The following is a 23,914-nucleotide window of genomic DNA, read 5'->3' as shown; positions in this document are numbered from 1 at the left end:
AGTCAGCCCCTCACTCTCCCGAGAGAGGACAGGCAAATGGGCTTCGCCCAGGCACTTCGCACAGCAGGCTGCAGCACATTGGCCGGGGCGTTTCTGTTTGCCTCCGCTCCCCTCGCGGCAGCAGATCAGGTCAGAGAAGATCAATGGGCGCTCAAAGCGCTCAATGCCGAATCCGTATGGAAGATCTCCAAGGGAAGCGGCGTCATCGTTGCCGTTATCGATACCGGCGTGAATAGCAGCCACCTCGACTTGCAGGGAAACGTGCTCAAGGGGAAGGACTTCCTGGATGGAGGTAGCGCAACCCCGGAGCCCGGGCGAGACCAAGATCACGGCACGGCCATGGCTTCAATCATCGCTGGCCACGGACATGGGTCAAATGATGGAGTGATGGGCTTGGCCCCTGAGGCGGAAATCCTGCCAGTTCGGGACTACGGCACTAAGGGACCAGGACTTCCGGCCTCCATCCGATACGCAGTTGATAACGGCGCATCCGTGATCAACGTCTCGCAGTGTTTCGATTCCAGCAGTCAAGAGGAACTAGATAGAACTTCGGACGCCGTCGCATATGCCTTGAAGCATGACGTACTGGTTGTCGGGGCGTCAGGAAATGAAGATGACAAAGGTGGTGCGTGTTACCCCGCAGCCTCACCCGGGGCACTGGGCGTAGGGGCCGTAAAGAACAGCGGCTTCATCTGGGAAGGCTCGAATCCTGGGGATTTCGTGTCACTGACGGCCCCTGGCACCAACATCGTGTCAGCAAATGGACTCAACAATGGTTACCACGCAGCAAACGGCACATCAGATGCAGCCGCCTACACTTCGGCGGCGGCTGCCCTCCTCCGATCCAAGTTCCCCGACCTGACGGCAGGCCAGATCGCCAACCGCCTCGTAAAGACAGCGGCTCTGCCCGATTCCGAGAAGGGCCTGTCTCTCCCGGACAAGAGATACGGATACGGCATCATCCAGCCTCTCTCCGCGCTAAAGGACAACATCTCGGCCGGCTCGAAGTACGGCCCCCTGACCGTCCCGGAGTCCCTAAAGGAGAAATCCACCGCTCCTGCATTCGGTGCATCCGCCGAAGAACAGGAGAGGGCGGACCAGAAGGCCCTGATCATCTGGGCCGTCATCGGGCTCGCGGGACTGGCCGTCATCGGCCTGGTCATCCTTCTGATCGTGAAGCGATCCAGGCGAAACAGGAACAGCAACGGCGGGCCCGCCGGTCCTGGCACTCCTATCGGCTACCCGCAGTACGGCCAGCAGCCCTACCCGCAGCAGAACCCGTACCACCAGCCAGTATCACCCCAGCCGCACAATCCGTACCAGCAACAGCCCACCCCGCCCCACAGCCAGTTGCCCTCCCAGGAGTAGCCGTCGGCGGAGGGCGATCGAACTCAGAACGGCGCGAAGTCACTGGTAGCGCGAGCTTTCAAAGCTCCGACGAAGGGAGCGAAAGCACCAACCGGGACAGTGATCGTTGCCCTGGCCGGGTCCTTGGAATCTCGGATGGCAACAATTGTCGGCAAGTTCGCTATCTCCACGCAGTTGTTGCCATCGCCGCCGCCGGAGTAGGACGACCTGCGCCAGTTGCCAGAGGGTGCCATGCGGTGCCTCACAGTTCCTTGGCCAGTCTGTGGATGAAGTCACGGGACCGTTCGGGGTCGAGTGACGCAGCCTTCATTCTACGGAAAAGCGTTCGAAAGACGTGGAGTTGGGCTTCGGAATCAACGAACGCTGTACCGTGCGGCGCATCACGAACGGCGGTATCAAGTCTGGGCACAGCTCCGCCGACCAGCATCACGGTGGACCATGTCCCGCCGAAGCCGTCCAGGTCGAACGGGATCACTCGCATAGTGATGTGATCGGCTTCGGAGCGCTCCAGCACATGGGCGAGCTGCTTGCGCGAGGCAGCACGGTCACCCGGCCTGATACGCAGGGCCGCCTCGTGCACGACCGCTTCGTAGGGCACGGTGATCCGCTGCCGCTCCAATCGGTGCTGTACGCGCAGTTCGAGTTCCGTCTGGGGCAGCTCAGGAACCCTGGAGGAGAAAGCGGCACGGGCGTAGTCAGGTGTTTGGAGTAGGCCCGGGATGAAAAGGAACTCGACGTCACGCCGATAGGTGGCGTGATGCTCCAACTCGGCGATGTCCAGGAACGACGAGGGGAGCCGACCTCGGTACTCCTCCCACCAGCCGCGAGTCCGGTCGACGGCCATCGCGACCAGGCCATCGATCAAGTCCCCGTACGTACAGGCGTAGTGAGATGCCAGTCGGCGCAGTCGTTGCTCACTCACACCCGTGAGCCCCGACTCGATGTGGCTCATCTGGACTCTGTTCACTCCAAGCAGCGCTGCGGCTTCAGTGGCGGAGAGCCCTGCGGCTTCACGGAGCCTGCGCAGCTCGGCCGCCAGGCGCAGATGACGTGCTGTGGGTTCCCGCCTCAGGACCATGGCTCACTCCTCGATTCAACGCACCTGCCGTACAGACCCGTTCGGGTCGGGATCACGCAATCACCTTGTCGCGGATGACATCTTAGGTCTACTTTCAGTGACGCGACGCACACACTGCGGAATCGCCGGATCCCGGAAGCGCACCGCTCCGTCCTGCCACGACGGCTGTGGCAATGCCACCGCCGGACACTCCGCAGCTCTCCGACCCTCCCGGCACGAAAGCGGAGTTGCCGCATGCCCGAAAGCGCCCCTTGGGAGTACACGCTGTACATCCCGAACGACCCCAGAGCGGTCACCATCAGCCGCCGGACGCTTGGCCTGATCCTGACGATGCACGGCCTGATCCGTCTGGTCGACACCGCTGAACTGCTTGCAGCGGAGCTGGTCTCCAACGCCGTACGCCATACGAAGGGGCCGGCTGCCCTCCGGATCACCTGGTCGACGGGCGTCCTCAGAATCGGCGCTTGGGACACCGACCCCGAACCGCCCGAGCCACCGGGCGCATTGAACCTCTCCGAGGAAGCAGAAGAAGGGCGTGGGCTGGCGCTGGTACTGGCTTGCGCCGACCTGTGGGGATGGCAGCCACTGTCCAGACACGGCAACCGAGGCAAACTCGTGTGGTGTGAACTCGCCACGGCCTAGCAGTGCGTACGGGACTTGGGCGCGGAGCCCGTCGGTGACCAAATCGGTGGTGAAGAGCACCTTCTGACAAATTGGGGCCCCCGTCACGTGGATCTGGGCCCGAACGCCGCAGATCCTCGTGCGCGAGTTCCCGAATCAGCAGCTGTTGGCCTTGGCCACGACCGGAACAAGCTTTCTCACCAGCTGCGTGAGCGTCTTGTCCGCCTTGGATAGATCCTTGGGGTAGAAGGCAAGGATCTCCACAGAGAAACTGGTTCTGGGCAGATCGTCCGCGTCAGGCGAGTACCCGGGGCACGCTGCCACCGCCACAGCACCACGGGAGTACAAGGCGATGTTGCCAGAGGCGTCGACGGTGACCTTCTTGTCCCCGTCCCCGTAATCGCTGGCCCTCTTCTCGGCGATCTGGCGGGCAGTTGGTCTGTCCTCGTGGAAGAAGCTGCTGACGAGGAGTGTCTTGGCGTTGTCGACCGCATAGTCGCACCCCGAGGCGTACTTTCCGTTGCCGAGGGCGTCGCCGGTGTGCGTCAGCTTGCTCCCTGGTGGAAAGAGGGGCTCGACAGCCTTCTTCCCGACGTGTGCTCCGCACAAGGTGTCAGGCAAGTCGTATGCGACTTCGGGCTTCTCCTCACCAGAGCAGGCCGTGAGCAGAAGCGCGGTGACAGAAAGTACTGCGCAGCCCATACGGCGGCTGGAATGGCGGTCAGCCATGGTACTGGTCCCCCCACTCGGCGCCGGTGGCGTGGCTCTGGTCGACCTCTCGGCCCACAGCGTCCTGCAAGTTCTCGCTCCCTCCGGAACGGGCGATGTCAGCACGGACCGCCTCCCGCAGCGCCGACTCACCGCTGGTGTAGCTTCTGCCCGCCTCGCTTTGGGCCTCACCGGTAGTGTCCTGGTACAGCCTGTTGGCCACGTTCTCCTGGATATCCTCGATCGCCCAGCCGGCGACGTCGCCGACGACGGGGACCTTGATGGCACCTGTGGCCAGGCCCAAGCCGCGACCCACCCACTTGTTGGCCGTGTCCACACCTTCGTTGTACTCGGCGTCCCCGTGCGCATGGGTGTCATGAACGGCGTGCGCACGGGCAGCGCTCATGATGCCCGCGACTTCGGCCCCCGGGTGCGCGGCGGAGGAGACGCGCTGCGTGAGAGAGACGTCGCTGTCGTCCGGCCCCTTGATCTCCGCGTCGATGACCGCCGAGGTGTAGGCCTGCTGGGAACCTGTGAGGGCGGCGTAGGCGTCGGGGTCCTGGCTGACCTGATAGAGGAACTCCTTGGTCACTTCGGGATCCAGATCAGCACTCGTACCTTGAACCGGCAGGCCCGTCTGACCGCTGATCGAGCGCTGGATGTCACCCATGTAGTCGGCGCCGATGTTGCCAAGGCTGTCAGTGGCAGCCGCGTAAGGGGCGGTTCCGTCGTCGCTGTTGAGGAGGCCGCCGGCATCAGGGCCACTGAATTTATTGATCACTTGGGAAGCGAGAGCCGCCTGGTCCGCACTGTGCGCGAGCGGGCCCGTGGAAGGGTCGGCACCGGCGGGACGGCCCGTGGTGGCTGCTTCGAGGGCGTGGCCCAAGGAGTCCGGGAAGTCGTTCATGGACTTCTTCGCGGCGTCCGGGTCGTGCCCGGTGATGTCGGGGAAGGACTCGTAGTCCTTGTTGACCAGGTAGTCCAAGTAGCTGTTCGCGCCGTCGATGTTGGCAAGCTCGCCCTTGTGGGTGCCGTCCTCGGCGTACTTCTCCATAGGTGGCGTGAAGTAGTCGGTGGCCGCCTGCGGGCTGTGCCCCAACGCCTCCAGGACGCTGTTCATCGGGTCGTAGCCCGCGCCGTTCTTGCCCGAGGGATTGAAGCCGTAGTCCGAGCCTCCGAAGTCGGACTTCGTTCCGGCGAAGAAGTACGGGTCCCTGGCGTGGAGTTGGGTGACGTGCTCCGCGATCGGGGTGAGGAAGGAGGAGTCGTAGTTGCCGTAGCGGAGGATGCCGCCGAGGAGCTGGTAGCCGTAGGGGCCCTCGCGCATGCTGTCCGGGTACAGCGCGATGTGCTGGGTGCCAAGTTTGCGCAGGTCGGCGGTCCACTGCTCATCCAGGTGCGGGGTCTTCCCCGGGTTGGTGGCGGTAGCCAGGTTGTTGCCCATGTTGCGCTGCAACTCCTGGAGCAGCGCCTTGCGTTCGTCGCCTGCGTCGGCGGTCTGGAGCGCGAGCTGGCCGTATAGCTGGAGGGTGCCCTTCTGGCCGAGCTGCTTGTAGAAGCTGGTGGAGAACTCCGCGTCGCCCTGGTTGGACTTCAGCAGGTGGTTCAGCTCGGTGAGTTCCGTGTCGGTGAGCTTGTCGCCCTTCTTCATCAGCTCGGCCGCGTGGGTGGCGTCGGCGGAGTCCAAGGACATGACGACCTTGGAATTGAAGTTGTCCGTGTAACCGCCGAGGTCGCGGCGCAGGGCCCAGCAGGCGGTTTCGTCGGCGTCGGCGGCCTGCCGGAGGACGGCTTCGATACGGCGGGCGAAGGCGTCGCACGCCTGTTGCTGCTCGCGGATGAGGGCCTGGCCGTCAGGATCATGGCGGGCGCCGGTGTCCTGCGAGAGGTCGTTGCGCGGGGTGACGACGCCGCTGGCGCTGACGTGCAACTCCTGCTTCGGCGCTTCGACTTCGGCGAGATTGTGGAGCTTGGTCCTGGCCGCCTGCAACTCGGTGTGAAGTGAGGCGAGGACACCGGCGATGCCCTCCGCCTCCTTCTGGGCGTCCGCGAACTCCTGGTGGGCGGCGCGGACATCGCTGTCCGCCTTGGCCGCCGTCAGAACGGGCTGGTGCCAGCCCGCCTGCTTGAAGGGCGCCGCGACCTCGTCGCCGTACGCGGTGTGCAGCCCCTTGAACTTGGAGGCCGTTTCCTTCCAGCGGTCGGCGGCGGCCTTCAGGTTGCTGAGGTTCAGGTGATAGAGCTGCTCGTACGTCGGCATGGCTGTGGTGGGTCCCCGTGGTGTGGTGATCGCCGTGAGCGGTGGCGGGTTCGTGTCAGGTTCAGCCGAAGGGTGACGGCTTGCCGGACAGGGCGCGCATGGTCTGCGTGTTCGCTGTCTCGGTGTTCTGGTAGAGCAGGCCCGAACCGCCGCACTGGCGGGAGAGGCCGTCGCACTTGGACGCGAGTGCCGAGACCTGACTCGACCAGGTCTCCGCCAGACCGCTCAGTGCTCCGCCGAGCCCGCCGTCCCAGTTGCCGCTACCGAAGTCCTTCGACGCCGAGCGGGTCTCGTCCACCGGGTGCGCGCCCGTCGTTCGCGTCCGTCCCGCCAACTCCTGCGCGCCGGTGCCCGCGCGGTTCAGTGCCGCCGGATCCTCGATGTCCGTGCCGCCCGACATGCCGTATCCCCCATTGTTCGCTGCCGCCCCTCATCATCCGGGGCTTTCGATTTGTTACGCGAATCGATTAGCGGTGAGCGAGTAAAAAAGTATCACCGTGGCGGACTGCCTTTCCTGGGCTTCGGCTGGATTCCGACCCTGACGACACGGCCAGGGAGGATCCATGGAGCCGTTGCTCTCGCATACGCCCCGGGAACAAGGTCCGGTGCGCAGGCGTGTCACCAGGTTCGACGAGACGGCTCCACCTCTCCGTGTCTTTTGGACACAGACACCTCCCTGATCCGGCCAATCAGCCCCCCCGTCAGCCGTCTGACGGGAAGTTGTCAGGCTCACCGGGTTCGATGTCCTCGGCTTCCTTCCCCCCACCGAGGAGTGTCATGACCCACGCCCCTGTCGACTCGCAGGACGAGGCTGTTCCCGACTTTCCGATGCCTCGGGCGGCGGGCTGTCCGTTCGCCCCGCCTCCGGCGATGATGAAACTGCAGGCCGAGGATCCGGTCTCCAGGGTCCGGCTGTGGGACGGCAGCGTGCACTGGCTCGTCACCCGGTACGAGGACCAGCGGGCCCTGTACGGCGACCCGCGCCTCAGCGTCGACACCACCCGGCCGGGATTTCCCTACCTGAACGAGGCCTTCCGGGAGACCGCCGCCAAGAACCCGCCGTCCTTCCTCAATATGGACGACCCCGACCACGCGCGCATCCGCCGGATGGTCACCGGTGCGTTCGCCGTCAAACGCATCGAGGCCATGCGCCCGGCCGTCCAGCGGATGACCGACGATCTGATCGACGAGATGCTGGCCGGTCCCAAGCCGGTCGACCTGGTGGAGGCCCTCACGCTCCCCCTGCCGTCACTGGGGTCATCTGCGAACTGCTCGGCGTCCCCTACGAGGACCACGACTTCTTCCAGGCCAACAGCAAGGTGGGGCTCCGCCGTGACGTGACCGCCGAGGCGGTTCGGGCCGCCTTCGGCGAGATCTACCAGTATCTGAGCGGCCAGATCGACGCGAAACTCGCCGACCCTGCTGACGACATGCTCTCCGAGCTGGCCGCCCGGGTGCGGGCCGGTGACCTCACCCACCACGACGCCACCATGCTGGGTGTCCTGTTGCTCGGCGCCGGGCACGAGACCAGCGCCAACATGCTCGCCCTGGGCATCCTCGCGTTCCTGGAACACCCCGACCAACTCGCCGTCGTCCGCGACACCGACGACCCGAAGGTCCTGGCGTCCGCCGCGGACGAGATGCTCCGCTATCTGACGGTCGTTCACAACGGCCAGCGCCGACTCGCCCTGGAGGACCTGGAGATCGGCGGCCGGTCCATCCGGGCCGGCGAAGGCGTCATCATGCCGGGCGCCACGGGCAACTGGCAGTCCGATGTCTTCCCCGACCCCGAACGGCTCGACGTCCGCCGTGACGCCCGCCGCCACATGGCCTTCGGCTTCGGCATCCACCAGTGCCTGGGCCAGCCCCTGGCCCGCCTGGAACTCCAGGTCGTCTACCACACCGTCCTCCGCCGCATCCCCACCCTGCGCCGGGCCACCGGCCTCGACAAGATCCCGTTCAAGGACGACGGCATCGTCTACGGCGTCTACGAGCTGCCGGTGACCTGGTGAGGGCCCCACCATCCCGGTCGGTCAGTTCTCCCCTCGGGGGAAGGACACCTCGACTCGGCGGTTCTTCTTGCGGCCCGACTCCGTCGAGTTGGAGGCGATCGGGTAGTCCTCGGAGTAGCCGCGGACCTCGTAGGTGATGCCCGAGTCCTTCAACTCCTGGTCGAGGACGTCCTGTACGGCGTTGGCGCGCTGCCGGGAGAGGGTGAGGCCGTGGGCGTAGCTGCCGAGGTTGTCGGTGAAGCCGAAGACACGGATCCGGGTGGCGTTCTGGTTCTTGATCTCCGCCGCGATCGCGGAGATACGGGCCTTCGCCTCGCCGTTCAGCTTCGCGCTGTCCTTGCTGAACAGGACCTCTGCCTGGAGAGCGAACTTCACGTCCGCGTTGGTGTCCTCGCGCCGTTCGTCTCCGCTCTGGTCCTCAACGACCTGCTTGATGTCCAGGACCTTCGGTTCGGCGAGGGTGGCGCCTTCCGGGAGCTTCAGGTCCGGGTCGTTGGGGTCCACCTTTACGGGTGCGGTGGCGGAGGGTTCGGTGCCCGGGGGGACGCTGGGGCCGTCGTCGGCATGCGCGGCGGGGAGAAACACGGCGGTGAGGAGCGTGGCCGCGGTCAGGGTGAGGGCGAGGCGGGGAGCGGTGGTCATGTGGTGCCTCACCCGGAGATCTGGATGGGGGCGGAGGCGAAGGTGGGGAGTTGGAAGGTGACGTCGGTCGTGCTGGTCGGGGGGGCCGGGAACTGGACGAAGACGGCCAGGGATTCGCCGGGTTGCAGCGATGAGAAGCCGGTCGTCGTCAGTGGTCGGCCGTCCGTGTCGCGCAGCACGTAGTAGCGCTTCTTCGACGTGGCGTCCACCAGGGTCGCGCCCCCGAGCGACATGCCGTGCCGGAGGATCTCCGTCTCGTCTCCGCGTACCGCGGGGGGGATGGTGATGCGCTTGGAACCGTCGTTCTTCAGGTTGCCGTTCACCGTGACGAAGCCGCCGGCGTCACGAGTGGCCGAGGTGATCTGGAGCAGCAGCCCGCTCGAGCCCTTCAGCTCCGCCATCGGCTCGTCGGACTCGCCTTCCTGAGTACTCGGGTCGGACCCGCCCGTGCGGGAGGCCGACGCCGACGCCTCCGGCTTCTTGTCGTCGTCTCCTCCGCCGCTGCAACCGGCCACACCGACGGCCAGTCCGGCCGCGATCGTCAACGCGACCATCCCCCTGCGGGCCTTCGCCGTGAACCGAATGCTCATCACTCCGCTTCCTTCGTCACTCGTCGTTAGCTTGTGCCAGATGGACGTCGAAGAGGTCCTCGGGTCCGGGCAGATCCGTGAGGTCGTCCGGGTCCAGGGTCCACTCGACACCGTCCTCGCAGGTGAGCTTCGGCAGTACGTCCGCGTCCGCGTCTTCGCCAGGCAGTTCGAACTCGCAGACCGGTTCGATGACCGCCGTGGCGACCTCGGTCGACTGCTTGCCCTCGACTCCGGGGACTATGGAATCACCGACGGTCTTGTTCGTCCTGACCTCGACGTTGTAGCCCGGCGGCAGCCCCGGTATCGACTGGCAGTACAAGGGGGTGGCGTCATTCTGTGCGGCCAGTTGGTCCGCCCGCGCGCACCCGTCGAAGTCAACTCCCACGCCGTCGAAGATGTCCTGCCACTTGGTGGGATCGAGTACGTTCTCCACCCACTTGTCGGTGATCTTGTCCCGGGTATCCAGGGCCGCTGCCAGCGCCGCCGCGTCGGCCGCCGTCTGGGCGCCGTTCCTGTTCGCCGCGGCCTGGCCGACCGCGAGGTAGGCGAACGCGAGAAAGAGCAGGCCCGCCACCACCATGATGTAGATGGGGAAAGCCTGCCCTGCGTCGTCGTGTGTACGAGGCCCGGTCAGCCGCTGATTACTTCGTTGACCTTGTCCACGATCGCGGTGTAGATCGTGTTGCCGATATCCGTCCCCGTGATCGCCAGCACAATCGCCACCACCACCGCGATGATGCCCAGGTACTCGACCGCGGTCTGACCCTTGTCGTCGTTGAACCGGTTGCTCATTGCGGGCCCCTTCGGCGTCGTCGCTGTCGACAACCGGAACGTAGACCTGCGGATGCCGATCGGCGCAGGGCCCCTGGGCCCAAATCCGGGCCCAACCTCGCATCGACACCGCTCACCCCACCCCTCGGCCCGAACTCGGCGCCGTGCCCAGCCACTTCGCGGCGGCCTCGGAGCGGCTCGTGCTGTGGAGCTTGGCGAAGATGCGGTTGATGTGGTTCTTGACCGTCTTCTCGCTGATGAAGCAGGCGGCGGCGATCTGCTGGTTGTTCATGCCGGATGCGATGAGGTCCATGATCTCCGCCTCCCTCGCGCTGAGTTGGAAACACGACCGGTCCGATGACGACTGTCCCACAGATGATTGCAGTTGCGAAAGCCCTTTGAGGGGAATGGGCGTTGCAGGAAGCGGAAGATGGGGATTTACGTGTGCATTCGCATCGCGTAGCTGGGTCAGCAGGGCGCCCGCCGCCGTGGGCGTGAGGTGGGTGCGGCCCTGGACGGTGTCCCTGACGGCCAGGACGAGCTGGTCCGCGGTGAACTCGCCGTGGACGAGATAACCGTCGGCTCCCCTGCGCAGCGCCTCCTGGACGGTCTCCGGCTCTCCGCTGTACGTCAGCATCAGCACCGGGGCGATCGGCACGAGGTACGGCAGCGCCGAGAGCCCGTCGACGCCCGGCATCCGGACGTCCAGGAGGATCACGTCCGGGTGGTGCCGGCTCGCGGCCTCGTACGCCTCGCGGCCGTCCGCCGCCTCCGCCACGACCGTGATGTCCTCGCGGCCCGTGAGGAGGGCGGTGAGGCCCGCTCGGACCACCGGGTTGTCGTCGGCGACGACGATCCGGACGGGGGTGGGCGGGGCCGTCGGGAACAGCGCGATCGGTGGGGTGGCGTGCTGGGGGTCGTCCGGCATGTCGCGGCCTCCTCTCGTGGTGGGGCGGGGGGTCATCGGTCCGCCCGCGGGAGTGACAAGGGCAGTTCCAGGAGTACTTCCGTGCCCTTCGCGTCCGCGCCCTCGCCGATGTGGATACGGGCGCCCACCGACTCGGCGCGTTCCACCATGCCGACCAGGCCGAAGTGACCGGAGCGGCGGAGTGCGTCGAGGGTGGTGTCCGGGGGGAGGCCGCGGCCGTCGTCCTGGACGCTGATGCTGAGCAGTTCGTGATCGGGGTCCACGTCCGCGGTGACGTCGATGCGCGTGGCCTCGGCGTGCCGGTGAGCGTTCTCCATCGCCTCCTCGGTGATGGTGAGGAGTTGGCGGGCCACGGGGTGCGGGACGGCGAGCGCGGGGTGGGGATGGGCGGGGGCCCGGTAGGTCGCCCGGAGGGTCGTACGGGCGCTGAAGTTCCTTGTGCGGGTGGCCAGTTCTTCGAGTACGTCCGTGGCGGGGGTCTGGTCCCGGCGCAGATCTGTCAGGAGTTCGCGGGACTCGGTTGCCGCTCTGCGGGCCGCTCGGGCCACCAGCCCGGCCTGTCGTTCGAGCAGGGCCGGGTCCGGGGTGGGGGCGGCCGCCGATGTCGCCAGGCCTTCCGCCGCCAGGGCCACGCCATGGAGGGTCTTCGCCACCGAGTCGTGCATCTCCCGCGCCAGGCGGGCGCGTTCCTCGCTGATCGCCTCCGCCACCGCCAGGCGGGCCTTCATCGCGGTGAGGGCCTGGGTCGCCGTGCCGAAGCGGAGCAGGAGGTTGCGCAGGGTGGAGCCGACCGCGCCCGTGATCACGCAGAAGCCCGGGAGGAGAAGCATCTCGGCGGGTGTCGTGTTCGGGTGCGGGAGGGCTGTCTGGGCCAGGAGCAGGATCAGGGACTGCAGGGACGCGAAGACCGCGGCGCCTCGCCAGCTGTAGGCGATACCGGCGAGGAGAGGGGTGCAGACGCTGACGTAGGCGAGCGTGGTGTCGGGGCCCGCGGAGATCAGGAGGAGGCTGGCGAAGAGGGTGTCCGCGGCGAGGAGGCTGGGGTGACGCAGGAGGAGGGGGCCGAAGCGTTCCCAGTCCCTGAAGAGGGCGTAGGACACCATGAAGGTGATGACGACCGCCGCGCCGACCAGGCGGGTGCCGAGGCCGGGGTTGGCGTTGAGGAGGGCGGCGGGGGCGGCGAGGGCGATCATGGCCAGCCGGAAGCCGAAGACCTGGCGGCACATGGCCTGCAGGGCGTTGACCTGGATGTCCAGTGCGGGTACGTCGGAGGGCCCCACCCCGCCTAGGGAGGACCCCACCCCCCCTTCGGCGGGGTCGGTGTTCCTGCGCGCACCCGTCATCGACATCGCCCGGCCCCCTACTTCCCCGTGATCGTGCCGAAGTCGGTGCCCGAGCCGAGCAGCAGCCCCGCGGCCAGCAGAAGCATCGTGGCCGGGACCATGAAGGTGGTGATCATCATGGTGGCCTTGGGGACCGCGCGAGCGGCCTTGCGGCGGGCGTTCTGGGCGTCCGTACGGCGCATGTCCTTGGCCAGGGAGACCAGGGTGTCCACGATGGGCGCGCCCAGTTCCTCGCCCTGCTGCAGCGCCGTCACGAACATCGCGACCTGTTCGGAGTCGTTGCGGCGGCGCAGCTCCGCGAAGGCCTGGCGGCGGCTCATGCCCAGGTCCATCTGGCGGAGCGTGATGCGCAGTTCGTCGGCCCAGGGGCCCTCGTACTTGGAGGCCACGCGGTCCAGCGCCTGGCGGAAGCCCAGGCCCGCGCTCACCACCACCGCCAGCACGTCCAGGAAGTCGGGGAGCGTGCGCTCGATGACGTCCTTCCTGACCCGGATCGCCGACCAGATGCCGACCTCCGTCCAGAACGCCCCGAAGGCCAGCAGGAGAAGGGCCACCAGGATCTGGCCGCGGAGGAGGAAGACCAGGAAGCCCAGGGCGCCGAGGAAGCCGTAGACCGCCCTGCGGGCCGCGTAGCGGTGGATGGTCAGGCCGCCGGGGTTGCCCGCGAGGTCGATCTTGCGGCGGTACTTGGCGACCTGTTTGGGGCCCATCAGCCGCAGGACGGCGGGGGCGTAGCGCATGCCCATGCGGTCGATCAGGGAGTCCACCGCGCCGGTGCGGGTCGATCCGACCTCCAGTGCCAGCACCAGGTCGCTCGGCAGTTTCGCCTCCGCCCGGTACATACGGATACCGGCGAAGACGCCCCACACGCTCACGGCCATCAACAGGGCCAGTCCGAAACCGATCATGGCCACCCCCTCAGACGTCGATCCGGGACATCCGGCGGATGAGGACGAATCCCACCGCGTACAGGGCGAACGCGATGATCACCGCCGCCTGGCCGAGTGGTGAGCCCGTCATGCGTTCCAGCGCGCCGTCCTTGACGCCGTTCATCAGGAACAGTGAGCCGATGCCGAGGACCGGGACCGCGTACGACGTCATGTTGACCTGGGAGAGCTGCGTGCGGACCTCACGCCGCGTCTCCTTGCGCTCCTCCAGCGTCTCGGTCAGGTTCCGCAAGGCGCTGACCACTTGGCCGCCCGCCCGGCTCGACAGCACCAAGGTCGTCACCAGGACAACCAGCTCCCGGGACGGCAGTCGCTTCGCCATCTCGTCCAGCGCGTCCTCCATCGACACGCCCACCGCCAACTGGTTGGCCACATTTGCCAGTTCCTCCCCCGCCGGCGCCTCCAGCTCCTCCGCCGCCATGCCGATCGCGGTGCGCAGGGCGAGGCCCGCGTGGGTGGCGTTGGCCAGGATGCGGGCCAGTTCGGGGAGTTGGTTGATGAACTTCTCGATGCGCTTCTGCCGCTGCCAGTTGAGGAACTGCACCGCCGCCCAGACGCCCGCCAGACCGGCCAGCGGGCCGAAGAAGGGCGCCAGGGTCGCCTGGCCGACCAGCCACAGGCCTCCGACGAGCCCGATCATCGCGGCGAAGAACTCGCCCGGTGTCACGTCCAGCCCGGTCGCCGCCAGCCGGAGTTCCAGCTGCCTGCCCAGCCGGGTGCGGCGCAGCCGGCGGTCCAGGTCGCGGAAGTGCCGGCGGCGGCCGGTGTACGGCACCTGGCTCGCGGCCGACAGCCGGTCGACCAGAGCCGCCCGCTGGGCCCGTCCCCTGGCGTAGAAGTGGACGCCCACGACGGCGAGCGCGCAGGTCACCAGGGTGGCGCCGACGGTGAGCGTGACTAGGGTCTGGAGGTCCATGGGGGTGGGTCCTACCTGGCTTCTCGGATGGCCAACTGGTTCGCGGACTGGGCCACGCCGAAGGCCTGGGGCGTGGGCTGACTCGCCATGTAGAGGCGGTCGACGGTACGGCGCGGAAGCGGGAAGTACTCGAACCGGCCGTAGATCCGGCCGTCCGCCGCCATCGGCTGGGCGTCGAAGCGGGCCACCGTGGCCAGCCGGTACGGCTCGCTGCCGTGGCTGTCGAGCAGGGCGATCTCGGTGATCCGGCGGGCGCCGTCGGCGAACCGGGTGAGCTGGATGATCACGTCGACCGCGCTGTTGATCTGGTCGTGCAGCGCCTCGAAGGGGATCTCCACCTCCGACATCGAGGCCAGGGTCTTCAGCCGCATCAGCGCGTCCTCCGCGCTGTTGGCGTGGACGGTGGCGAGGGAGCCGTCGTGGCCCGTCGACATCGCCTGGAGCATGTCCAGGGACTCGCCGCCGCGGACCTCGCCGACCACGATCCGGTCGGGGCGCATCCGCAGCGAGTTGCGGACCAGGTCGCGGATGGTGACCCGGCCCTGGCCCTCCACGTTCGGCGGCCGCGACTCCAGCCGGACCACGTGCCGTTGCTGGAGCTGGAGTTCGGCCGAGTCCTCGATGGTGATGATCCGGTCGCCCTCCGGGATGAGCCCGGACAGCGCGTTGAGCAGGGTCGTCTTTCCCGTGCCCGTCGCGCCCGACACGATGATGTTGAAGCGCGCCTGCACCAGGCCCGCCAGCAGGTACAGCATGTTCTCGTCGAGCGAGTCGAAGCCGACCAGTTCCTGCAGCGTGTAGGAGCGGGGGAAGCGGCGGATCGTGAGGATCGCGCCGGTCAGGGAGAGCGGCGGGATGATGACGTTCACCCGCTCGCCGGACGGGAGGCGCGCGTCCACCATCGGGTTCGTCTCGTCCACGCGCCGGTTGACCGTGGAGACTATTCGCTCGATGGTCTGCATCAGCTGGTCGTGGGACGGGAAGCGCAGCGGCAACTGCTCGACCCGGCCGCCGCGTTCGACGAAGATCGAGTCCGGGCCGTTGACCATGATCTCGGTGATGGAGGCGTCTTCGAGCAGCGGCTCCAGGATGCCGAGCCCCAGGGCCTCGTCGACGACCCGCCGGATGAGCTGCGAGCGTTCGACCGTCGACAGGACCGGCCCCTCACGGCTGATGATGTGCCCGAGCACCCGCTCGAGACGGGCCCGGCGCTCGGCCGCCGCCAGCGAGCTCATCTCCGCGAGGTCGATCTCCTCCAGCAGCTTGGCCCGGTAGGAGGAGACGAGGTGGCCGTCCTCGCCCCGGTTGCCGTTCTCCTCGGGGGTGTTGATGCGGGACCGCAGACTCATGAGGTACCTCGTTCAGTGGTCGAGCGGCATGGTGGCGGTCTTGACGGCGGGATCGAAGTCCCAGCCGGGGACGATCGACGGGATCTGGACGGTGGCGGTGACGGTGACCGAGTCGCCGCCGCCGCCTTCGGCGCAGTCGACGGACAGCCAGTCGCTGATCGCGTTCACACAGCCCTCCTGCGCGCTCATGTCCAGCGAGGCGGCCCGCGCCCCGGCCCTGGCCGCCGTACCGGCCTGCTGGGCGGTGTAGGCGATGAGCCCGATCTGGACGCCCGCCATGGCGACGAGGATCAGGATCGGGATGAAGCCCAGGTACTCGAGGGCCACCTGGCCGCGGTCGCGAGTGCTTTTCCGGGAGTACGACATCTCAGTCCTTGTCCTCCTCCACGGCGCCCGCGTGTCCGTCGACCTGGAAGGGGAAGGCGATCGAGCCCGGGAAGAGGACGGGGACGTCCAGGTGGACATCGGCCGTGACATAGCCACCGCTGGTGGCGCAGTCCACCTGGCCGGTCCAGGCGCCGGGCAGCTTGTCCAGTCCCGCCTGCTCGCACGCGGCCTCCCGCTCCCCCGGCGGCGCCGCCGTCGCGGCCCGTACCGCCTCGTCCGCAGCATTCCCCGCGAGCGTGTACGTGTATCCCAGCAGCACGAACTGCCACAGCAACACCAGCGTGATCAGGATCAGCGGGGTCATCCCGAGGAACTCGATGGTCACCTGCCCCTCGTCCCGCCGCCCGCTCACCTCCCGAGCTCCCTGCGCCGCCGGAAGGTCAGCGCACCGCGCTCCCGGCCGCCGTTGCGATGGGAGTTCGCCTCCGAGCCCTTGACCAGGCCCAGTTCACCGGCGAGCGTCCACAGGGCCTGCTTCACCGTGCCCTTGGCGTCGAGTTCGTGGACCCGGCCCGCGTCCACCGCGCCCTGGAGCTCCTTGAAGTTCGCCGGGATCACGGTCGCCGCGACGGCCGTGCCGGTGATCTTCTGGATGAGCGCGGGCTGGATCTCCGTAGCGCGGCTGTGCCGGTTGACGACGACGGTGGTCTCCTCGGCCTTGCGGACCTGGAGGCGGTCCCACATGCGCACGGCACGCTTGGCGCCGCGTACGGCGACCACGTCGGGCGTGGTGACCAGCAGGGCCGTGTCGGCCATCTCCACGACCGCCGCGCCGGCCCCGCTGAGCTGTGCCCCGCAGTCGACCAGCACGACCTCGTAGCGGGAGCGCAGCGCGCTCACGATCTGGCGGGCGGCGCGCTCGGTGACCTCCTCGCCGCGTTCGCCCTCGCCGGGGGCGAGCAGCAGCGCGAGGCCCGTGTCGTGGGGGAAGACGGCGTCGGCGAGGACGCGCGGGGAGATGTCGGTGATGGTGGCGAGGTCGGCGACCGAGCGGCGGAACTGGACGTCCAGATAGGAGGCGACGTCACCGGTCTGGAGGTCCATGTCGAGCAGGGCGGTGGTGCGGCCGGAGGCCTGGGCGGCGAGGGCGAGCTGGATGGCGGTCGTGGTGGCGCCGACGCCGCCCTTGGCGCCGCTGACCGTGACGACGGTGCCGCCGACGCCGGTGAACACGTCGGTGACGGCGCCCAGGTGCCGTCGTACGCCCACCGACCACTGGGCGACCGCGTGCACCCGGGTGGCGAGCTCCTCGTAGCCGAGCGGGAGGGAGATCAGGCCGCGGGCGCCGTAGTCCATGGCGGCCTGGAAGAGGCCGGGGCTGACGTCGGAGGTGACGAGGATGACGCCGACGGCCGGGAAGCGCAGGGCGACCTCACGGATCAGCTCCAGGGCCGGGACGGGCCCGATCCGCTCGTGCACCACGACGACCTCGGGCAGCTCGTCGATCGACTCGGACGCCAGGCGTGCGAGGGTGTCGATGAGCTGGGTGGAGTCGGTCACCGGGACGACCGGCTCGGCGTCCGGGAGCTGGCTGAGCAGCGTGGTGAGGGAGCGGACCGCGTCCGCGTCGCCGACTGCCGGGAGGATCCTCGTGGGCATGGCGGCCTCTCACTTGTCCTTCGCGAGTTCGTACGTGCGCTCCTGCTCGGGCACGGTCCCGGTCTCGCCCGGCGCGACCAGCGCGAGCCGGACCCGTTTGGCGAACGACTCGGCGTACGTGATGCGCTGGGCGTCGAGGGCGGAGAGGGCGAAGGTGATGGGGACGGCGTCGGTGGCCTCACGGGTACGGTCGTCGGCGTCGGGTTCGAGGGCCTTGATCTGCCCCACGTCGAGGACCCGGGCGTTCGTCACGATGATCTTCGACTGGTCGGGATCACCCTCCCGCTGGCCCTCGAAGGTGGCGTACACGTTGACCGCGGAGCCCGCTGTGATCTTGCCGGCGACGCCGGTCGCCGCGTCGATCATGATGGCGACCTCCTGCTGCCCGGGCTGCAGAGCGGGCTGATCGACGATCATGTCGCTCTGCAGCAGGGAGCCCTTCTTCAGAGTCGTCACGGCGATCTTGTCGCGGACGGCGGCGAGGTCGGTGATCGCGTTGGCGGACAGCCAGCGCTCGGGCATCTCGGTCTTCTCGAACTGCGCCGCGCTGAGCCGGGTGTAGGGCTCGATGTCCTTCTTGACCTCGTACGCCGTGACCTCGGGGCCGACCTTGGACTTCACGTCGTCGATGACGGAGAGCACGCCGGCGAAGGCCGCGAGGGCGCCCAGGACCGACAGGAGCAGGAGTATCACGCCGCGGCGCTGACGGGAGTTCATCGGATGCCTCCGAGAAAACCCCGGCCTTCAGGCCGGGGAGGGACCGGACTCCTGCGGACCGGAGCAATGAGCCGAGATTCCACGCCAGGGTGAGTCCCAGTGCTCTGACCCGCAGATTTGATCTTAACTAATAGCGGCATTAGCTTGTGAGAATGCCCACGAACCACGCGAAGCGGGCGTTCAAGTACCGCTTCTATCCGACAGATGTGCAGGCAGCCGAGCTGTCGCGCACCTTCGGATGCGTGCGGAAGGTCTACAACATGGCGCTCGCCGCCCGTACGGCGGCGTGGGCGCGGCAGGAGCGGGTCAACTACAACCAGACGTCGGCACTGCTGACCGCCTGGAAGAAGACCGAGGAGCTGGCCTACCTCAACGAGGTGTCGTCGGTTCCGCTCCAGCAGGCTTTGCGGCACTTGCAAGTGGCGTTCACCAACTTCTTCGGCAAGCGGGCGAAGTACCCTCGGTTCAAGTCGCGGAAGAAGTCCCGCAAGAGCGCGGAGTACACCACGAGCGGGTTCCGCTTCCGTGAGGGAAAACTGACTCTCGCCAAGATGAGCGAGCCACTGGCCATCGTGTGGTCTCGCCCGCTGCCCGAGGGGGCGCAGCCGTCCACAGTGACCGTGTCGCTGGACGCGGCAGGGCGCTGGTTCGTGTCGATGCTGTGCGAGGACCCCCGCGTCACGCCGCTGGCGGCCACCGACGCGGCGGTCGGCGTCGACGTCGGTCTGGACCACCTGCTGACTCTCTCCACCGGAGAGAAGATCGCCAACCCGCGACATGAGCGTCGCGACCGTGCTCGTCTGGCTCTGGCCCAGCGCCGCCTGGCGAAGAAAGCCAAGGGCGACGGAGCGAACCGGGCCAAGGCCCGGCACCAGGTCGCCAAGATCCACGCGAAGATCGCCGACCGGAGGCGTGACGCCCTGCATAAACTCTCGTCCCGGCTCCTCCACGAAAACCAAGTGGTCGTGATCGAGGACCTGACCGTCCGCACCATGCTCAAGAACCACACTCTCGCCCGTGCGATCAGTGACGCGGCGTGGGCGCAGTTCCGGACGATGCTGGAGTACAAGGCAACCTGGTACGGGCGGGAACTCGTTGTCGTCGACCGCTGGTTCCCCTCCTCCAAGCTGTGCTCCGAGTGCGGCACATTGCAGAACAAGATGCCGCTCCATGTCCGTACCTGGACGTGCGACTGTGGCACGACCCACGACCGTGATGTGAACGCGGCGAAGAACCTTCTGGCGGCCGGGCTGGCCGTGTCTGTCTGTGGAGCTGGCGTAAGACCTCAACGGAGTACTCCGGGCGGGCGGTCGGCTGTGAAGCAGAAAACCCCACGGCGCGAGCCGTAGGAATCTCCTTCGTTCACGAGGGGGAGGAAGTCAAGAACCGTACAACCTCGTTTTTTTAGGGCTCGGTCGAGCGGAATCGGGGACGGGGGCGATCCGGTACGGCTCACCCGGCGGGCAGTTGGTGCTGTCGCTGCTGTTGCAGCTGTTGCTGCTGAGGAACGGGCGTCACGGGTGCGGTGGCCGAACAGAACACGCAGCGGTCACCGATGACGTCGATACCGCACCAGTGACAGATGTTCTGCCGTACCGAGGTGACCAGTTGGTAAAGGACGGACAGGTCGGGCAGGAAGCTGCAGAACTCGATCAGCTTGCCGGTGCCCCACCACTCGGCGGATTCTGCGGGCAGCGGGCTCTCGCGCAGCCCCTGGATCCGCCAGGACTTGGCCAGCGTCCCGGAGACCCAGTCGGACTGGAGCTGACCGCGGGCGACCAGCAGCGAGGTGGCGAACTCCGGGCCGGCGAGCGTGGCGTCCGGGGCGATCCTGACGAGCTGCGGCTGGGGGTGGGCGAGCACGGCGAACTGACTGCCCGGCACCCAGGACTTGGCGTGCGACTTCAGGCCGACGGGGACCCGGTCGAGCTTGGCCACCGAGCCGAGGAGAGCGCCCGCGTGGAGGTAGTGGGTGAGCAGCCGGCCCGCCGAGGCGAGGACGCCCGGGCTGAGGTCGCAGGAGGCCAGCTGTCTCAACTGGCGGGCCAGGACGGCGATCCCGAGAGGTGGCAGATCGGGCTGGAACAGGGCGATCCGGTCGCTCTCCAGGAGGGACCGCACGGTGCGCAGCCGCTGGTCCACCGCCGGGGGCACGGCACGGGAGTACACGACGATCACATGGCCGTGCTGGTCGATCAGCGTCTGGAGGGCGGCGAGCGAGTGGTCGAGCGGCTGCCGGCCGAGGCCGTCGAGCACGACGGCGGGCAGAGTCCGCTCGTCCTGCGCCGGCAGCGCCATGTCGGCACCGGTCACGGCGATGGCAGTTGGCACGCGCAGCTCCCCGTATCCCATGCCCGTGGGTCCGACGGATCACTCCGGCGCACCCGGTCGACTTCACTGCGTGACTACCTGAGCACTGTAACCACGGCTCTATGGCCGGAGAACAGCGATTCTGTGACTTCCTGGCCCGCGCCAGGGATCAAAAACGGGCGATTACTGCCCAGATGGGGCGCACTTGCCACGTGCGCGGGCCAGAGAAAGGCCGGTTGCGTACCCATCCTGACGACATCCTTGACAGCGGGATTGGTCTGGACCAACTCTCTTGTCATGCCCATACTCAGCAGAAAACGGCTCGGGACAACAACCGTCGCTCTGGCCCTCGCCCTGGGAGTCGCGGGCCCCGCGTCCGCCGCGGACGTCAACAACGCGAAAAACGCCGGCTTCGAGTCCGGCCTGACCAACTGGACCTGTTCGGCGAGCAGCGGTACGACCGTCTCCTCCCCCGTGCACGGCGGCTCGGCCGCGCTGAAGGCGACGCCGGCCGGGCAGGACAACGCCAAGTGCGTCCAGACGGTGGCCGTGAAGCCGAATGCCACGTACACGCTGAGCGCCTGGGTGCAGGGCGGCTACGCCTACCTGGGCGCGACCGGCACCGGCACGACGGACGTGTCGACCTGGACCCCTGACACCTCGTCCTGGAAGCAGCTGACGACCAGCTTCACGACGGGCGCCTCAACGACCTCGGTGACGGTGTACACGCACGGCTGGTACGGACAGGCCGCGTATCTCGCGGACGACGTGTCGGTGTACGGCCCGGACGGGGGCGGCGGGGGCGATCCCACCCCTACGGTCCCGGCGGCACCGGCCGGCGTGGCGGTCTCCGGCACGTCCTCGTCGTCCGTCTCCCTGTCCTGGAACGCGGTGTCGGGCGCGACGGGCTACCACGTCTACCGGAACGGAACGAAGATCACGGCGGTGACCGGGACATCGGCGACCGTGACCGGACTGGCCGCGTCGACGTCGTACAGCTTCCAGGTCACGGCGGTGAACTCGGCGGGTGAGTCGGTGAAGTCGGGCGCGGTGACGGGGACGACGACCGCCTCCCCGGGCGACGGGGGCGGCGCGCTGCCGAAGCACGCGGTCACCGGGTACTGGCAGAACTTCAACAACGGGGCGACGGTCCAGAAGCTGTCGGCCGTGCAGTCGCAGTACGACATCGTCGCGGTGGCGTTTGCGGACGCCACGACGACTCCCGGCGCCGTGACCTTCACCCTGGACTCGGCCGGGCTCGGCGGGTACACGGTCGACCAGTTCAAGGCGGACATCAAGGCGAAGCAGGCGGCCGGGAAGAAGGTCGTCGTCTCCGTGGGCGGCCAGAACGGCACGGTCTCGGTGAGCGACCCGACGTCGGCGGCGAACTTCGCGAACTCGGTGTACGCGCTGATGCAGACGTACGGCTTCGACGGGGTCGACATCGATCTGGAAAACGGGCTCAACGCGACCTATATGTCACAGGCGTTGCGATCGCTCTCGGCAAAGGCGGGGCCGGGGCTGATCCTCACGATGGCGCCCCAGACCATCGACATGCAGTCGACGTCCAACGCGTACTTCCAGACCGCCCTGAACGTGAAGGACATCCTCACGGTCGTCAACATGCAGTACTACAACAGCGGTTCGATGCTGGGCTGCGACGGCAAGGTCTACTCCCAGGGCTCGGTGGACTTCCTGACCGCCCTGGCGTGCATCCAGCTGGAGGGCGGACTGTCCCCGTCCCAGGTGGGGTTGGGCCTGCCGGCGTCCACGAGCGGGGCGGGCAGCGGCTATGTCTCGCCCTCCGTGGTGAACAACGCGCTGGACTGCCTGACGAAGGGCACGGCTTGCGGTTCCTTCAAGCCGTCGAAGACCTACCCGGACCTGCGCGGCGCCATGACCTGGTCGACCAACTGGGACGCGGCGGCGGGCAACACGTGGTCCAACACGGTGGGACCGCACGTGCACGGGTTGCCGTAACCGTCGGGGTCAGGGCGCGGCCGGGTTGTCGCCCTGGGCAATCGCCATGATCTCCCGGCCCGTCTCCCCGATCGTCGGTCGCAGCTCCTGCGCTCCCGTGCCGCGGAGCGTGACCAGGGCGGAGTGCCCGGGGTCGACCGCGTGGTCCGGGTGGTTGTAGCGCACGATGCTCGTCACGGTCAGATCGATCGGCGCCCGTGTGTCGCGAACCAGCGAGAAGCGGGCGCCGATGCGGACGGGGCCGCGCAGGCAGCGCACGACCACCGTCGTCTCCGTCGCCGTGGCGCACCGCACCTCGTGGATCTGGAGCTCCGCGTCGCCCGTCACGCCAATGGCCGGTAGTACCCGAGGACCGGTGCCAGCTGGGCGAACCACTGGCCCAGGGTGTCCCGGCTCTTCGCGTCGACGACGCACTCGTAGAAGCGGCCGTCGAGGTGGATGACGGCCATCATCAAGGTCTTGCCGCCCGGGCCGTCCTTGTAGTGGACGCTGCGGATCTCGTGCCAGGGGAACTCGGCGGAGTGGCCGTGGTCCTCGAAGGCGACGCCCGCGGAGTCGACGACGATGGAGTTGTTCCGGTCGACGGCCATGAACTCCGGGCCCTCGGGCGCCTCCTGGGGCGGCTGAGGGGCGAAGGCCGAGGGGGGCGGTGGCGGGCCGAAGCCCGGCGGGGTGCCGTACGGGTGGGGCGGGTTGCCGTAGGGCGGTGGCGGGGTGGTCATCGGCGTCCGTCCCCTCGCGTCGCGGACTGCTTCCAGGTCATATGAAACATTCTCCCCACCCCACAGCGTCAGTGAAGTGAGGACCTCTTCCACAGCCGGGCGCACAGCACCAGGGGGAACACATGAGACAGGCCCGCGCGGACGAGTACGAGGAGTTCGCCACTGCCCGGGCGGGACACCTGTACCGGTCGGCGTGTCTGCTGACCGCGGGTGACACTCATCTCGCGGAGGACCTGGTGCAGGAGGCGCTCGGGCGGATCTACCTCCGCTGGAGCCGGATCTCCGTCGTCGGCAACCCCGCGGCGTACGCGCAGACCGTCCTGGTCCGGGTGTTCCTGACCCATCAGCGCCGCCGGAGCAGCAAAGAGCGCGCGACCGACGTCCTGCCGGAGGTGGCCGCCGCCGGTGTCGACACGCCCCTGCGGCTGACGCTGCTCGACGCCCTCGCACGGCTGCCCGCCAAGGACCGGGCCGTGGTCGTCCTGCGCTACTGGGAGGACCGCTCCATCGAGGAGACCGCCGGTGTCCTGAACGCCAGCGCGGCAGCCGTCCGCACGCGCTGCACCCGGGCCCTCAAGCAGTTGCGCGAGCTCCTCGGCGAGGACATCGACGCCTACGCCCGGCCCTGACCGGCCCCCTGACTTCTCTTTCGTCCGACCGATCCGG

The 23,914-nt window shown here is 67.9% G+C and carries 26 protein-coding genes and 1 pseudogene; 6 read left to right on the top strand and 21 right to left on the bottom strand.

Translation table 11 applies throughout. The features are described 5' to 3' along the window. The first annotated feature begins 36 nt into the window (after positions 1 to 36). On the top strand, positions 37 to 1,368 hold the full coding sequence (gene mycP, locus RNB18_RS39680; RefSeq protein WP_311718953.1) for a type VII secretion-associated serine protease mycosin: 1,332 nt from the start codon (positions 37 to 39) through the stop codon (positions 1,366 to 1,368). A gap of 23 nt (positions 1,369 to 1,391) precedes the next feature. On the opposite strand, the gene RNB18_RS39675 is transcribed toward mycP, so the two are convergent. Next, positions 1,392 to 1,601 (bottom strand): DUF397 domain-containing protein, encoded by a 210-nt coding sequence (locus tag RNB18_RS39675; RefSeq protein ID WP_311718951.1) that lies wholly within the window; start codon positions 1,599 to 1,601, stop codon positions 1,392 to 1,394. Between the two features lie 8 nt (positions 1,602 to 1,609). Beyond that, on the bottom strand, positions 1,610 to 2,446 hold the full coding sequence (locus RNB18_RS39670) for a helix-turn-helix domain-containing protein (RefSeq protein ID WP_311718950.1): 837 nt from the start codon (positions 2,444 to 2,446) through the stop codon (positions 1,610 to 1,612). 234 nt (positions 2,447 to 2,680) lie between these two features. On the opposite strand from RNB18_RS39670, the gene RNB18_RS39665 reads away from it, so the two are divergent. Further along, complete coding sequence (locus RNB18_RS39665; protein WP_311718949.1) at positions 2,681 to 3,088, top strand: ATP-binding protein; 408 nt, start codon at positions 2,681 to 2,683, stop codon at positions 3,086 to 3,088. A gap of 135 nt (positions 3,089 to 3,223) precedes the next feature. Here the strand turns inward: RNB18_RS39665 and RNB18_RS39660 are convergent, their stop codons facing one another. From RNB18_RS39660 to RNB18_RS39650, 3 genes are all read right to left on the bottom strand, one after another. Then, positions 3,224 to 3,796: a hypothetical protein gene (locus RNB18_RS39660; protein ID WP_311718948.1), complete on the bottom strand. Its 573-nt coding sequence runs from the start codon at positions 3,794 to 3,796 to the stop codon at positions 3,224 to 3,226. Next, a complete protein-coding gene (locus RNB18_RS39655) occupies positions 3,789 to 6,035 on the bottom strand; it encodes a DUF6571 family protein (RefSeq protein ID WP_311718947.1) in 2,247 nt (748 codons plus the stop codon). Before RNB18_RS39655 ends, RNB18_RS39660 begins: the two co-directional genes overlap by 8 nt. Positions 6,036 to 6,096: 61 nt before the next feature. After that, positions 6,097 to 6,435 (bottom strand): hypothetical protein, encoded by a 339-nt coding sequence (locus tag RNB18_RS39650; protein WP_311718946.1) that lies wholly within the window; start codon positions 6,433 to 6,435, stop codon positions 6,097 to 6,099. Between the two features lie 377 nt (positions 6,436 to 6,812). Between RNB18_RS39650 and RNB18_RS39645 the strand changes: the two are divergent. After that, positions 6,813 to 8,047: pseudogene (locus RNB18_RS39645) on the top strand (cytochrome P450). A 21-nt stretch (positions 8,048 to 8,068) separates the two neighbouring features. On the opposite strand, the gene RNB18_RS39640 reads toward RNB18_RS39645, so the two are convergent. The 13 genes from RNB18_RS39640 to cpaB all read right to left on the bottom strand — a co-directional run bounded on the left by RNB18_RS39640 (position 8,069) and on the right by cpaB (position 18,236). Continuing rightward, a complete protein-coding gene (locus RNB18_RS39640; RefSeq protein ID WP_311718945.1) occupies positions 8,069 to 8,689 on the bottom strand; it encodes an OmpA family protein in 621 nt (206 codons plus the stop codon). Positions 8,690 to 8,697: 8 nt separating this feature from the next. Continuing rightward, the gene (locus tag RNB18_RS39635; protein ID WP_311718944.1) at positions 8,698 to 9,279 is read right to left on the bottom strand and encodes a hypothetical protein; all 582 of its coding nucleotides are present in this window, start codon (positions 9,277 to 9,279) and stop codon (positions 8,698 to 8,700) included. A gap of 16 nt (positions 9,280 to 9,295) precedes the next feature. Next, positions 9,296 to 9,913: a pilus assembly protein TadG-related protein gene (locus RNB18_RS39630; protein ID WP_311719032.1), complete on the bottom strand. Its 618-nt coding sequence runs from the start codon at positions 9,911 to 9,913 to the stop codon at positions 9,296 to 9,298. Further along, positions 9,910 to 10,071, bottom strand: coding sequence for a Flp family type IVb pilin (locus RNB18_RS39625; protein ID WP_167368204.1), 162 nt, complete (start codon positions 10,069 to 10,071; stop codon positions 9,910 to 9,912). The genes RNB18_RS39630 and RNB18_RS39625 overlap by 4 nt, the downstream gene beginning before the upstream one ends. Before the next feature lie 112 nt (positions 10,072 to 10,183). Next, positions 10,184 to 10,978, bottom strand: a complete 795-nt coding sequence (locus tag RNB18_RS39620) for a response regulator transcription factor (protein ID WP_311718943.1) — start codon at positions 10,976 to 10,978, stop codon at positions 10,184 to 10,186. A gap of 32 nt (positions 10,979 to 11,010) precedes the next feature. Continuing rightward, complete coding sequence (locus RNB18_RS39615) at positions 11,011 to 12,327, bottom strand: sensor histidine kinase (protein ID WP_394817749.1); 1,317 nt, start codon at positions 12,325 to 12,327, stop codon at positions 11,011 to 11,013. 11 nt (positions 12,328 to 12,338) lie between these two features. Beyond that, positions 12,339 to 13,229 carry a DUF5936 domain-containing protein gene (locus tag RNB18_RS39610; protein ID WP_311718942.1) on the bottom strand — a complete coding sequence of 297 codons (891 nt, stop codon included), beginning with the start codon at positions 13,227 to 13,229 and terminating at the stop codon, positions 12,339 to 12,341. A 10-nt stretch (positions 13,230 to 13,239) separates the two neighbouring features. Continuing rightward, positions 13,240 to 14,184 carry a type II secretion system F family protein gene (locus RNB18_RS39605; protein ID WP_311718941.1) on the bottom strand — a complete coding sequence of 315 codons (945 nt, stop codon included), beginning with the start codon at positions 14,182 to 14,184 and terminating at the stop codon, positions 13,240 to 13,242. Positions 14,185 to 14,195: 11 nt separating this feature from the next. Next, the gene (locus RNB18_RS39600) at positions 14,196 to 15,533 is read right to left on the bottom strand and encodes a CpaF family protein (protein ID WP_311718940.1); all 1,338 of its coding nucleotides are present in this window, start codon (positions 15,531 to 15,533) and stop codon (positions 14,196 to 14,198) included. Between the two features lie 12 nt (positions 15,534 to 15,545). Next, positions 15,546 to 15,899 (bottom strand): TadE/TadG family type IV pilus assembly protein, encoded by a 354-nt coding sequence (locus tag RNB18_RS39595; protein WP_057609953.1) that lies wholly within the window; start codon positions 15,897 to 15,899, stop codon positions 15,546 to 15,548. Between the two features lies 1 nt (position 15,900). Continuing rightward, positions 15,901 to 16,224 (bottom strand): pilus assembly protein, encoded by a 324-nt coding sequence (locus tag RNB18_RS39590; protein WP_311719030.1) that lies wholly within the window; start codon positions 16,222 to 16,224, stop codon positions 15,901 to 15,903. 44 nt (positions 16,225 to 16,268) lie between these two features. Then, complete coding sequence (locus RNB18_RS39585) at positions 16,269 to 17,519, bottom strand: AAA family ATPase (protein ID WP_311718939.1); 1,251 nt, start codon at positions 17,517 to 17,519, stop codon at positions 16,269 to 16,271. 9 nt (positions 17,520 to 17,528) lie between these two features. Further along, positions 17,529 to 18,236: a Flp pilus assembly protein CpaB gene (cpaB, locus tag RNB18_RS39580; protein ID WP_311718938.1), complete on the bottom strand. Its 708-nt coding sequence runs from the start codon at positions 18,234 to 18,236 to the stop codon at positions 17,529 to 17,531. A 152-nt stretch (positions 18,237 to 18,388) separates the two neighbouring features. Between cpaB and RNB18_RS39575 the strand changes: the two genes are divergently transcribed. After that, on the top strand, positions 18,389 to 19,585 hold the full coding sequence (locus RNB18_RS39575; protein WP_311718936.1) for an RNA-guided endonuclease InsQ/TnpB family protein: 1,197 nt from the start codon (positions 18,389 to 18,391) through the stop codon (positions 19,583 to 19,585). Positions 19,586 to 19,688: 103 nt separating this feature from the next. On the opposite strand, the gene RNB18_RS39570 is transcribed toward RNB18_RS39575, so the two are convergent. Next, the gene (locus RNB18_RS39570; RefSeq protein ID WP_311718934.1) at positions 19,689 to 20,588 is read right to left on the bottom strand and encodes a hypothetical protein; all 900 of its coding nucleotides are present in this window, start codon (positions 20,586 to 20,588) and stop codon (positions 19,689 to 19,691) included. Between the two features lie 255 nt (positions 20,589 to 20,843). On the opposite strand from RNB18_RS39570, the gene RNB18_RS39565 reads away from it, so the two are divergent. Beyond that, positions 20,844 to 22,526, top strand: a complete 1,683-nt coding sequence (locus RNB18_RS39565; protein WP_311718933.1) for a chitinase — start codon at positions 20,844 to 20,846, stop codon at positions 22,524 to 22,526. 9 nt (positions 22,527 to 22,535) lie between these two features. Here RNB18_RS39565 and RNB18_RS39560 read toward each other — a convergent pair whose 3' ends face one another. Both RNB18_RS39560 and RNB18_RS39555 read right to left on the bottom strand, forming a co-directional pair. After that, positions 22,536 to 22,853, bottom strand: a complete 318-nt coding sequence (locus RNB18_RS39560) for a hypothetical protein (RefSeq protein ID WP_311718932.1) — start codon at positions 22,851 to 22,853, stop codon at positions 22,536 to 22,538. Next, positions 22,850 to 23,248 carry a hypothetical protein gene (locus RNB18_RS39555; protein WP_311718931.1) on the bottom strand — a complete coding sequence of 133 codons (399 nt, stop codon included), beginning with the start codon at positions 23,246 to 23,248 and terminating at the stop codon, positions 22,850 to 22,852. The genes RNB18_RS39560 and RNB18_RS39555 overlap by 4 nt, the downstream gene beginning before the upstream one ends. 122 nt (positions 23,249 to 23,370) lie before the next feature. Here RNB18_RS39555 and RNB18_RS39550 point away from each other — a divergent pair, with 122 nt between their 5' ends. Further along, positions 23,371 to 23,877: a SigE family RNA polymerase sigma factor gene (locus RNB18_RS39550; RefSeq protein WP_311718929.1), complete on the top strand. Its 507-nt coding sequence runs from the start codon at positions 23,371 to 23,373 to the stop codon at positions 23,875 to 23,877. The last annotated feature ends 37 nt before the right edge of the window (positions 23,878 to 23,914 follow it).

The organism is Streptomyces doebereineriae (assembly GCF_031845645.1).
Taxonomy (GTDB): domain Bacteria; phylum Actinomycetota; class Actinomycetes; order Streptomycetales; family Streptomycetaceae; genus Streptomyces; species Streptomyces canus.
This window is presented reverse-complemented; position numbering and strand designations above follow the sequence as displayed.